The sequence below is a fragment of the Methanolobus sp. WCC5 genome, from assembly GCF_045690325.1.
Lineage (GTDB): Archaea > Halobacteriota > Methanosarcinia > Methanosarcinales > Methanosarcinaceae > Methanolobus.
Genome location: NZ_CP146981.1, coordinates 1,356,862 through 1,369,163, shown reverse-complemented (window position 1 = coordinate 1,369,163; position 12,302 = coordinate 1,356,862). Strand labels below are relative to the sequence as shown.

Sequence of the window (12,302 nt, the reverse complement as noted above, 5' to 3'; positions counted from 1 at the left end):
TACTCCTACTAGCAATAAATAACACCGATTCGCAAAGACAGTCTATATAAGCCTATGTTGCTCTGAATGACATATGGCAAAAGTTATAAACTCACAATCTGAAAAATAGAGCTATGAAAATTATTTATAACAAACACTCCTGACTTATTTATTGTTATTGTGGATAATGCAGACAGTTCATACAAAATTGCTGCATAAAGAATGGGTAAAAGAACGGAGAGTGAATATCTGAGCTCGGAATATTCCGATTTGTCTAAAGGCAGGTATGCTATAGAGAAGACCGACCTGAAGAGTCTTGCTGAAATAAATCAATGTCTTCTGCGCCTCGGGCAGGATTTCGATACTAACATTCAGCTACTGACCGAGCTATGTGGCAGGCTTTTAGGTGCAACGTGCGCTATTTACAATCGTCTGGAAGGCGATATGCTATACTCCTGCGGACAGTGGAATGTACCGCAGGGTTATAACCCCCGGGACAAACCGGATGGTCATATTTGTTATGACGTTATTAATTGCAGCATCAATGGTCCATATACCGTTTGTAACCTCCCTGAAACCCATTACTCAGTAACCGACCCGAACGTGACAAAATATTCCTTAAAAACATATCTTGGACATCCTGTAAAATGTGGTACATCTTTTGTGGGAACTATATGTGCTGTATTCCAGGATGACGTTGAGCCTAGAGATGATGATAAAAGGATAATCGGGATAATTGCATCAGCTATTAGTGTGGAAGATGAACGCAGAAAAGCTCAACAGAAAATTTGGGAACAAGAGAGCTACCTGCGTGCTATCCTGCAAACAGCAGCAGATGGTTTCTGGGTAGTTGAAACAGACGGTTCAATGATCGAAGTCAATGAAGCTTACTGCCAAATGTCTGGTTATTCACGCGAAGAACTTCTGAAGATGAATATTTCTGATATTGATGCATTAGAGAAACGGTCTGAAACCTTAGAACGAGTCAAGCGGATTATCCACAAAGGATCTGAAATATTCGAGACACAACACCTCCGCAAGGATGGAAGCATATTTGACTTAGAGGTTTCTGTTACATTTCTCAATGTAGAAGCCGGAAAACTTGTCTGCTTCGGACGTGATATAACGGAGCGAAAGGAGCGGGAGAAGGAAAGTGAAATCTTATTGGATCTGCTTCGAATCCTTGATCAACCTAATGGTTTTGATGAGTTGCTGCATGATATTATTAAAAAGCTCCATGAAATCTCAAACTGTGAGGCAGTAGGTATTAGGCTGAAAGATGGAGACGATTATCCGTATTATCAGACTTTAGGTTTCCCGGAAAGTTTTGTCAGACTAGAGGATTCTCTCTGTACCCGTGACCTCAGCGGCCAGATCATCAAGGACGAGCTTGGCAACCCTGTTCTGGAGTGTATGTGCGGAAACGTAATTTGCAGACGTTTCGATCCAAAACTCCCATTTTTTACGTCACACGGTAGTTTCTGGACAAACTCCACTTCTGAACTTTTGTCTAATACTAATGAATCAGACAGGCAGGCACGTACCCGTAATCGTTGCAACGGTGAAGGCTACGAGTCAGTTGCATTGGTCCCACTACATGTCCATGGTGAAACATTGGGATTGATTCAGTTTAATGATAAACGCAAAGGAGTATTCACAAGAAAGATTATTTACCTCTTTGAAAAGCTTGCAGACAACATTGCTCAGACATTAGAACAACGGAAAGCACAAGCTGAAGTAAAGCAACATAAGGAAAGATTGGAAAGTATTTTCAGAGCTTCACCCACTGGAATTGGTGTTGTCGAAAATCGAATTTTGAAATATGTAAACTGTCGAATATCTGAAATGACTGGCTATAGTTCCAGTGAACTGATAGGTTTCAGTACTCGTATGCTGTATCCTACTCAGGAAGACTATGACTATGTCGGGACCGAGAAGTATCACCTGATAGCAGAAAAAGGGATTGGTGCAGTTGAAACACGCTGGAAACGCAAAGATGGGACTATAATTGATATTTTGTTAAGCTCCACTCCCATAGATGTCCATGATCTATCAAAAAGTGTTACTTTTACTGCACTGGACATAACTCAAAGGAAACAGACGGAGAATGCCTTGGCATTAAGTGAAGAGAAGTATCGGGAACTTGTCCAGAAATCCCACAGCATCATCCTTAAGTGGGACCGCCAGGGGAAAGTGTTGTTCCTCAACGAGTTCGGACAGCGTTTTTTCGGTTATAGTGAAGAGGAAATTACAGGCAAGGATCTCCTGGGTACTATCGTGGCGGAACAAGACATTACCGCGCACTCTCTCATGAGTGATATTTTCAGGCATCCTGAAGAATATGAGAATAACATCAATGAGAACATGTGTAAAGACGGAAGAAGAGTCTGGGTCTCATGGTCGAATAATCCCCTATATGACTCAGAAGGGCAAATGATAGAGATGTTTAGTGTAGGTACTGATATAACATCTGAAAAACAGGCAAAAGAGAAATTGCAGTTGCAATCCCTTGTGCTTGACCAGATAAGTGACTGTGTGACAGTAACCGACATGAATGGCATCATCACTTATGTAAACAATGCCGAGTTGCAAGCTCTGGGCTACACACATGAACAACTCGCTGGTAAACCAACAACCAAATATGGTGATGATCCTGAAAGAGGTGCAACCCAGCAGGAAATCCTGGAAGAAACACTTCTAGAGGGGCAATGGCATGGTGAAGTGGTGAACAAGACCGCTGAAGGCCGTGAAGTAGTAATGGACTGCCGTACTCAGATAGTTTACAATGAAACAGGACAGGCAGTTGCCATCTGTGGTATTTCAACCGACATCACAGAACGCAAGATTCAAGAGGAGCAGTTACTGAGAAGTCAGAGGCAGCTATCCAATGCCTTAAATATTGGAAAAATGGGTCATTGGGAACTGGATGTTACAAGCGGTATATTTACGTTTTCGGATAGTTTTTATGCAATATTCCATACCAATGTGAAAGAAATGGGTGGCTATGAGATGTCGATCGATGAGTACACAAACCGTTTTGTGTATCCGGAAGACCGTCATCTGGTTTATGAGGAAGTTCTCAAGGCATCAGATTGTGACAATCCAAACTCCAGTCGTTATCTGGAACATCGCATGATTTATGCTGATGGCGGTATCGGGCACATGACAGTGAAATTCTTCATAGTTAAGGATTGCAAGGGAAAAACCATCAGAACCTATGGTATCAATCAAGATATCACAGAGCGTAGACAGTGGGCTGAGGCACTTAGAGTTGAAAAAGACAAGTTGGCAAAAATTGCAGATACTGTACCTGGAGCCATTTGTATGTTTGGAATGAAAGCAGATGGTTCTTTATATATTCACTATGTTAGCCGTGCCATCAAGGAAGTTTATGGCTTAACATCAGAACAAATGTTAAAAGATACATCTTCAATGATAAATATACTACTTACAGGAGAACATGAGCAACTGCATAAGGAGGCAATTGAATCTGCCCGGAATCAGTCTCTTTGGAAAAGTGAGTTCCGGTATAATCATCCCATGAAAGGATTAGTATGGATAGAAAGCCGTTTCACACCGGTACACGAAGGTGATGGAAATACATTATGGTATGGAATTGTCACTGATATCACTGAGAGAAAATTATCGGAAAATGCTCTGGCTCACTCCCGTAACTTATTGCGTTATGTCATAGAACACACAAGAAGTGCCGTGGCTGTATATGACCGGGATATGCATTATATATACGTCAGCCAACGCTATCTTGACGATTACAAGGTCAAGGAGAAGGACATCATTGGAAAGCACCACTATGAAGTGTTCCCGGACCTGCCTCAAAAATGGAGAGACATTCATCAAAAGGCCCTTAATGGTGAAATATTAAGTGCTGAAGATGACCCATATTATAAGGAAGATGGAATAGTGGAATGGACACGATGGGAGTGTCGTCCCTGGTACGAAGCAGATGGGTCGATCGGGGGAATTATAATTTATACTGAAGTGATCACCGACCGCAAGCAGGCCGAGGAAACACTTCTAAAGGCAAAAAAAGCTGCTGAAGCTGCCAGCATGGCAAAATCAGAATTTCTTGCCATTATGAGTCATGAACTCCGCACCCCGTTGAATGCGGTTATAGGGTTTAACGAGATACTCCTGGATACTGAATTGAACGAAGAACAAAAGCATTATGCAGAAATCATTAATAAAAGTGGAAAATCATTACTTGATATTATCGAAGACATACTGGATTTTTCAAAAATTGAAGCTGATAAGCTTGAATTAGATACATTGGACTTCGATCTTTTGGACCTACTTGAAGGTTTTGCAGACACCATGACTCTGCGTGCACATAAAAAGGGACTGAAACTGTCCTATGACGTTGAATCGGATGTACCTTCAATGCTGTACGGTGATCCTGGAAGACTACTTCAGATCCTGACCAATCTGGCTGGAAACGCAATCAAATTCACTTCCCAGGGTGAGGTGAGAATTCATGTCTCTGTGAAATCAAAGGATGATAACAATGTCATACTTCGTTTTTCAGTTAAAGATACTGGAATCGGCATTCCTGAAGATAAGATGGAGTTGATATTTGACAAGTTCACCCAAGCTGATGCATCGAACACTCGTAGATTCGGAGGTACGGGCCTAGGTCTTGCAATATCTAAACGACTGGTACAAATGATGGAGGGAGATATTGGGGTCACCAGTGAAGTCGAAAAAGGTTCGGAATTCTGGTTTACAGTACGAATGAAAGAGCAGTCAAAAACAGTGCCATTTGACAGACCCAATCAAGTGTGTTCACATCAAAAGCACAACCATGAACTGATGATCCTGCTGGTTGAGGATGATATATTCAATCAGGAAGTGGCACTGAAAATGCTAACCAAATTAGGTTTCAATGTTGATGTTGTTGCAAATGGACAGGAAGCGATAAAAGCACTTGAAATGATTCCTTACGATCTGGTGCTCATGGATGTGCAGATGCCTGAAATGGATGGTATTGAGGCTACAAGGCTAATAAGGGATATAAGTTCTGCAGTTATTGATCATAACATACCTATCATTGCAATGACAGCACATGCCATGGAAGGTGACAGAGAACGTTTCATTGAAGCAGGAATGGATGATTATGTTTCAAAGCCAGTTACCTTAAAGGTACTCAGGGAATTAATGAATAAGTGGAATGGGATCATTCTGAAAAGTCGAGAATTGTCTTAGATTTGAAAAGATATTGAACAGCTGAACACCTTACACTCACTGTACCTCTATAGTCTTCTGTAGTGTGTACCTATAATTCACATAAATTAATTTTCAATGATGTCCAATATGTCCAACTTTATTTCATTAATTATTTGTGTGTTCTTTAGGCAAAATCAAGTCTACAAATTAATTTGCCTTCTAAGAATTTAGTAGCTTTCAAAAGACTTGGTTCTCTATCAACACACCTGTACCCTTTCAGTCATTGATCAGTTTTACAGAAAGCTCGACAGCCACAATCACAATATAGTCCTCTTTATCACGAACTCTTCCACCCTGTAGAAGTATTCATGTACAAATTCAACTTCCCCATCCGAATGGATTTTCCTGTGCATCTGGCTCTTGATAGGCCTAACACCATGTTCGACCAGCTCTTCCACCAGATGCTGCGGTAGTACAACGAACAGGTCATCAGCTCTGTACTCATGCATCAGGTCAATGACCTCTTTTGCGCACAACACCGGTCTGGGGTGTATCAACACATCATATTTCCAGAATATCCTCTTAAGGTCCTCATGCTGACTAGGCATGGGGTCATGGCGGCATAGCCATAGTAGTCTTGTAATATTTTCAGTTATAGTATCACCTCACATTGTCTAATATGTGAAACTCAAAAATATCGCCATTCGCCCGTGAAAAAATTTAAAATTTTATGGAAATCCCATACAATAAACCATTTTATTGATGGGATTCCCTGCAGCCACGGATAATATCATTCCATCTGCCCAGCAATTTCCGAAGTGCTTTCAATGTCATAGGCTTAGAGATATAATCATTCATCCCAGCTTCAATGAATCGCTCCCTGTCACCTTGCATTGTATGTGCAGTCAGTGCAATTTGGTGTTAGGGGATCCCTCCATTCACGGTGACCCCTCTATTCACGTTGATAGGTAGGGGTGGGGGTGTATCACAACCTTATAAGTTTCCCTGAACACTCTCTCAATTTATCTCCATATTCTTCGTACAACGTGTCTATATCCCTGATGTATTGACATGGTCTCGATGCACTTACATCTTGGACACCTAAAGTTTCGATTAATACTCCGCAACAAACTGACCGTAATCGGTATGTTCATGGCGACAATCATAGAACTTTACAATAGGTTTTATATCATCATTCCAGACCGCCTCAATGGCCCATATCATGCCGTTGTCGTTAAAGATCTTCACACTCATCCGGATATCCCTCCTCTAAGTTAATGCCAAACAATTCAGCGAGTTTAAGGACCACACTCATGTCCAGGCTATATGATATCAGTCATTCATGCCCCTATCCAACCTCAGTCTATGGTAAGGAATAGCGGCTTTCGTGTGTACAGATAGTCACTATCCACATCACCTGTACCCTGTTCACCGCCCACAAGTTGAACCTCATGAGGCTTATCGAACTGATAGGTCAGTATATTGATGTCCTGTCCGCTAATAGGGTCCTTGACCATCAGTGTCTCACCATCACCGCAGAAGCGCTTAATGTATTCCTCAGCGAATGGCTGGTAATTCTTGTTAGTCCGCATCTTCTGTTTAATGGCCTCAACGATCTCGTTAAAGTCCGGAGATACGGTAAACTCATTGTAGAAGTCAGACACAGAATAGACGTTCTCACGCTTTGGCTTATCGATGTTGAGATAACCGAGGTCACCTAAGTGGTTCAGGTGGTTGTCAATGACCCTTAGAGTCACGTTGATCTGGTACTTCCTCAGGCAGCGCTGTATGTCCGCCTTTGTCAGCTCACCATACTTCTCGATGATCTGTATCATCTGCTTCTCCAGCTGATTACAGCGGAGTGCTGATGCTATCATTGCAGTACCAAAGATGTAGTGGTTCAGGAATAGGTCGGCCGGTGTTACGAACAGCGTTTTCTTTCCCTTTATATCCACGATCATCCTATCCCTGTGATAGAACTTTGCTATCCCTTCACAGTTCGCCAGGTACTTCGGGAAGTCACGGCGTGCGGTTGTGAAGACGGACGGGATGTACTTTGTCAGTACTGTCGCGGCCGGATTGACAATGATGTCGGGTTCAGGGAGGTGTCCAACGTGCCATTTCACACATGCTTTGAATACCTTATCGACGTGTTTCACATCGAAGGGGTCCTCTTTGGACTCTGCCTGCCAGTCTATCACAGACAGGGTCTGGTCCTGAGAGCCGTCCACAACGACCTCTACCATCCTGGATCTGAACTCAGCACCCACATCGTGCTCGTTGGCCGACTCATCGGCACGGCTCACAACGAACGGGCGTGGTGGCAGGATGAACTTCTTATTGCCGCCCTGTATCTGAGCTCTCTCGTAGATGAACTCCTTACCCTCTCCCCAGGACTTGAAGATCTCTATCCAGAGCTGGTTGACTTTGTTCAGTTCGCGGATCTCCACGTACTTGGCCTTTTTGATCTCACGCTCCTTGTCAAATATCGCCTTATCACTACCACCTTCAACTACCACTCCATCGCCGGGCATCAGTGTATCAATGACGGCATCCATGATGGCGGTCTTACCGCCGGCTGAAGGGCCGCTCACATAGCTGCATATCTTGGAGAGGATGAAGATGGTGAACAGGCTCATCCTTGCTGCATGTTCACCGACTATGGTATCGTCCAGGACTTTGTTGAGGTCATACATTTCAGGAGCGAACGTATCGCGCCGCTCCCTGAACTGTTCAAGCTCTTCCTCGGTGAGTTCCATAGCTTCGACGAGCTTCTCTTCAAGCATGGCCTGATATGCTTCATCGAACTCATCCATCGTTTTTCACATCCGGGCCGGTTTACTCTATGAATCCGTCCACTGCAATGGTGTTGACAACTGCCAGTGCTCTCTCGTTGCTTATGCCCTTCACGGATGCGGTCTTGGTTAGCATGCCTGCAGCGAATTCAACTGGCATAGGGTCGCCGAGCTTCTTGATCTTTGCCTTAAGGCTGTCCAGGGCTGCAGATTCGGCTGCTGTGAGCTCTACCTCTTCGGCCTCGGCTTCCTCATCGCCACTCACTGAACCCTCATAGTCATCCCCTCTTTCGAAGGTGTACAGGCCTCCCGGTCCGTCAGGGTTCTCAATGCGGGTGATCTTGGTCATCACATTGGGCACATCTGTTCCTGCAGCGTGTAGTGTCTTCACGTACTTGGAGAACTCAATGTATGAACCGTATGGTATCTTCAGTTCGTACACCTTGTCCGGATCTTCGTGCTCCATTGACAGGGCCAGCAGGAGCTTGCACTTCACGGTCTCCTTTTCGCCCTCTTCTTCAACGCCCTTCCTGTACTTGCACTCGCTGCAGTCGTTCTCATCCTTCCAGCCGCCTTCACGGGTACGGCCGATCTTTGAGTCCCAGGATATGCAGGCGGGTTGTGTTCCTCTGAAGAGCTGGCGCATTGGATTGGCGTCGATTATGTGGTATATCACTATGAGGACATCATCATGGGAATGGTGATCTATATGTGCAATGAACGTGAATGGGAACCTATGGATATCCCTGACTACGTCAGAGGACTATTCAAGGAAAATAAGGACATACACGTAGCACGGGCCTATTCAGCCGCGCTTATCATTACTGAGATCTTCAGACCTATTCAAATGACTCACAGCGAAGGTTATCTGGGGCACCAAACCCGGCAAACCCTATGCACTTAAGGGTGCACCTTCTGTATGTGCTGTCGTAGTGTTTACATCTTCTGTGCGTTGGAATACTCTCCTTACGGGGATACTCCGCTTCTTCTTCCGGGGATCTGCTCTTAAATTATATTCAAAGATGTATATTAGATGACTTAAAAAATTGTAAAAGAGAATAATCTATATATACCCGTAAACCAAACTTTATTCATCACGGTTCAACTAAGCGTGTCGTGATGCAAATAGAGGTGTTTAAACAAGCAAATTAAATCCAACTTACCTAAAACATAGTGTCCATTGATACTGTGCCATAAGTAAAATAAGTCTTAAGTCGCGGCACTGTACCCTTGCGAGCAAAAAAATAGAAAAGAAATGACGCTAAGGTGCGTCATTAGAACCTGACATTCAGATCGGCAATAAGCTGCTGGCTGGCTGTGTCAATTACTTTGACGTTAACAGTTTCACCCGTTGAAGCTATAGGGTTAAGGTCGGCACCACCAGTTTCGTTCTTGTATGAGTCTACATAATATGTACCATCATCTTCGAACACATACATTATATTTCCAGCATTGTAGGTTTCATTCCCAGTAGCTGCTACGATTACAGCTGCCGTCCCGTCAACGACCACTCTTGTATTGGCAGACTTGAGCACAATCTCATCTCCACCCTGATGTTCTATCTTTATTACATCAGTATTATTTGTGGTGAATGTATCTGCGCTTGCCCTCAGACTTGCCTGTGGTGCCTGTTCAGGTGGTCCCATGCCGAACACGAATGCTGCGATAACTGCAGCGAGGATGACAGTGATAGCGACCATCAGGATTACGCCGATGACCGGAGATACTGCATCCTCTCCCTTAAGGAATTGGTTTGCTTTGCTCATAATTCGTTCCTCTCTTGTTCAAAAAACTATACTTTTCTCTGTTTCTTTTTCTGGACTACTTTTTCAAGCTTCTTTGTCCACATTTTATCGTCGAGGTCGGTGTATTCGCACTCGAGATAATGTTGCACGGCCATACTCAGGGCTTCTTTTGTTGACGACTCGTTACATTTCTTCTTCAAAGCCGCCAGTTCATCTTCCGTGAGTACGGTTTGTGCGTGTACAATTTTAACCATTGTATCTCCTGATTGTTTGAATCATCTGATGAACTTAGCCGTTCAAACCATCATCATAATAATCATAATGAAATTTCGTAACTATTCAGCCTGATTTTCCTCATTGATGCAAAAATCGATATACTATGAACACATTCTACATATTATTAAAATATTTAAGTGTCGTCAATAAAAAACGTCTATCAATCTGAGGGGATTTGTATAGAACGAGAAGAAATACTTGCAGTTTATGAAACTGGTCCTGAAGCAGTAGTAGAACTTGTAACTCAGCTATTTGGGATAATAGAAAAACTTGAAGAACGTGTCAAGCATCTGGAAGAGATGCTTGAAAAGAATAGTAGCAACAGTAGCAAACCACCTTCTACTGATTATTATGCACGGAATAAACCAAAGGTCAAAAGTCAGAGAAAAAAGAGTGGTAAATCCCCAGGTGGTCAAAATGGTCATCCGGGTACTACCTTAAGAATGACTGATGAACCGGACGAAGTTGTTGTTCATCATGTTGACAAATGTACTAATTGTGGAAGCTCGTTAGCTTCCATTCCTTCTGGTTATGAACGAAGACAGGTCTTTGACATTCCACCAATAGTAATTAAGTGTACAGAGCATCGTTCTGAGATAAAAACATGTCCTAAATGTTCCCGTGTAAACAAAGCTGTTTTTCCTGAGGGTGTGACTCAGCCAACTCAATATGGTATTCGGGTCAAGTCTGCTGCAGTTTATTTGCACATTAACCAATTACTTCCTTATAAGCGTGTAGCCGGTTTGTTCTCTGACATGTTAGGATGCAGGATAAGTCCTGGTACAATAGTGAACATAGTGAGCAGTTGCTTTGGCAAACTTGAATCATTTGAAAACGAAGTCAAACACCTTCTGAAACAATCTCCTGTTATCAATCTGGATGAAACTGGAATGAGGGTAAATGCAACTCGTAACTGGCTTCATGTAGCAGGGACAAGCAAACTGACATATTATTTTCCACATAAAAAGAGAGGTTCAGAAGCAATGGAAGCCATGGGCATTCTACCAGGTTACACTGGTGTTGCAACTCATGATTTCTGGAAACCTTACAACAAATACGATTGCCAGCATTCGTTGTGTAATGCACATCTGTTAAGGGAGCTAACCGGAGCTCATGAAAATAGTGAACAACAGTGGCCAAAGATAATGGCAGATCTGTTGATGTGCATCAAACATCATGATGATAATGGTCTTTTAAATCCGGATTTAATTCAAAGGTTCAGTGAGGATTATGATCACATCACTTGTTTTGGGATGAGTGAAAATCCTCCTGACCTTGAATCAAATGTGCTGTCTGGAAAACGGGGACGTAAGAAGCAAACCACGGCAAAGAATTTGCTGGATCGATTTATCGGGTTCAAGGAAGATATCTTGCGGTTTATGTACGACCCAGACGTTCCGTTTGATAATAATCAGGCGGAAAGAGATATCAGAATGACGAAAGTACAGCAGAAGATATCCGGTACTTTCCGTAGTGAACAGGGTGCGAGAAATTTCTGCCGGATAAGAGGATACGTTTCTACTGTTAGCAAGAATTCTCTATCTGTTATCGACTCAATTAATGCAATATTCTACAGGAATTCACTTTCTCCAATATTGCAGAATTGATAGTGGATTAAGAAATCTGGTAGTAGAAATGAGCTAGGCTGAATAGTTACGAAATTTCTATATAAACTTTGTTGCCTTACGTACTATGAGCTTTGCTTCATTTATTAGTTTTGCAGGCCTTATTATATAATTATACTAATATTTTCTAATCAGGAATATATCTATTCCTACAGATATCATTATATTCTATTATTGATCCCTTCGCGCATATCTATTGTGTGTTGCAGGTATATTGATTTAAATGAGCAATTTCATGCTGATCGGGTACTGGTCTCATCCCGGCTAAGCCATGTCATAGGCAAAGTCAAAATAGCATCTCATCCATTAAGCTACAGTATAGTTATTCAAATTACCTGATGTTTTAGAAAACAGATAAGAGTAACAATGTTCAGGTCATATGGCTGACCTGTATAACCAGTTCAATGAAGGAAGCTCCATGTCATCGAGTCGTTTTATAATCACTGTTATAGGTATAGACAAAGTAGGTATCGTTGCGGGCATCACCCGGATAATGGCACAATACAACGTGAATATCGTAGATATCACCCAGACGATCATGGACGATCTGTTCACCATGATAATGCTGGCTCAGATAAAGGAAGAGAACTTCGACCTGGCGGCTTTCCAGCAGGCCATGTCCTCAAAGGGCCAGGAACTTGGAGTTGAGGTAAAGGTCCAGCACGAAGATGCCTTCCGGTTCATGCACAGGATATGAGGTG

The 12,302-nt window shown here is 42.7% G+C and carries 10 protein-coding genes; 4 read left to right on the top strand and 6 right to left on the bottom strand.

The features are described 5' to 3' along the window. The first annotated feature begins 201 nt into the window (after window positions 1-201). Window positions 202-5,199, top strand: coding sequence for a PAS domain S-box protein (locus tag V7O64_RS06530; protein WP_407357194.1), 4,998 nt, complete (start codon window positions 202-204; stop codon window positions 5,197-5,199). A gap of 278 nt (window positions 5,200-5,477) precedes the next feature. Here V7O64_RS06530 and V7O64_RS06525 read toward each other — a convergent pair whose 3' ends face one another. The 4 genes from V7O64_RS06525 to V7O64_RS06510 form a co-directional block, all read right to left on the bottom strand. Beyond that, a complete protein-coding gene (locus V7O64_RS06525) occupies window positions 5,478-5,768 on the bottom strand; it encodes a hypothetical protein (protein WP_407357193.1) in 291 nt (96 codons plus the stop codon). Between the two features lie 505 nt (window positions 5,769-6,273). Next, window positions 6,274-6,414, bottom strand: coding sequence for a hypothetical protein (locus V7O64_RS06520; RefSeq protein WP_407357192.1), 141 nt, complete (start codon window positions 6,412-6,414; stop codon window positions 6,274-6,276). Window positions 6,415-6,518: 104 nt separating this feature from the next. Further along, a complete protein-coding gene (locus V7O64_RS06515) occupies window positions 6,519-7,919 on the bottom strand; it encodes a hypothetical protein (protein WP_407357191.1) in 1,401 nt (466 codons plus the stop codon). 79 nt (window positions 7,920-7,998) lie between these two features. Next, entirely contained in the window at window positions 7,999-8,451 is a 453-nt protein-coding gene (locus tag V7O64_RS06510; protein ID WP_407357190.1) for a hypothetical protein, read from the bottom strand. A 123-nt stretch (window positions 8,452-8,574) separates the two neighbouring features. On the opposite strand from V7O64_RS06510, the gene V7O64_RS06505 reads away from it, so the two are divergent. Next, window positions 8,575-8,859 (top strand): hypothetical protein, encoded by a 285-nt coding sequence (locus V7O64_RS06505; RefSeq protein ID WP_407357189.1) that lies wholly within the window; start codon window positions 8,575-8,577, stop codon window positions 8,857-8,859. A gap of 370 nt (window positions 8,860-9,229) precedes the next feature. Here V7O64_RS06505 and V7O64_RS06500 read toward each other — a convergent pair whose 3' ends face one another. Both V7O64_RS06500 and V7O64_RS06495 read right to left on the bottom strand, forming a co-directional pair. Then, window positions 9,230-9,721, bottom strand: coding sequence for a type IV pilin (locus V7O64_RS06500; protein ID WP_407357188.1), 492 nt, complete (start codon window positions 9,719-9,721; stop codon window positions 9,230-9,232). A gap of 26 nt (window positions 9,722-9,747) precedes the next feature. Further along, window positions 9,748-9,954: a DUF5371 family protein gene (locus tag V7O64_RS06495; protein ID WP_023844559.1), complete on the bottom strand. Its 207-nt coding sequence runs from the start codon at window positions 9,952-9,954 to the stop codon at window positions 9,748-9,750. A 195-nt stretch (window positions 9,955-10,149) separates the two neighbouring features. Between V7O64_RS06495 and tnpC the strand changes: the two genes are divergently transcribed. Beyond that, window positions 10,150-11,583, top strand: coding sequence for an IS66 family transposase (gene tnpC, locus V7O64_RS06490; protein ID WP_407357278.1), 1,434 nt, complete (start codon window positions 10,150-10,152; stop codon window positions 11,581-11,583). A 436-nt stretch (window positions 11,584-12,019) separates the two neighbouring features. Next, the gene (locus V7O64_RS06485) at window positions 12,020-12,298 is read left to right on the top strand and encodes an ACT domain-containing protein (RefSeq protein WP_407357279.1); all 279 of its coding nucleotides are present in this window, start codon (window positions 12,020-12,022) and stop codon (window positions 12,296-12,298) included. Window positions 12,299-12,302 lie beyond the last annotated feature (4 nt).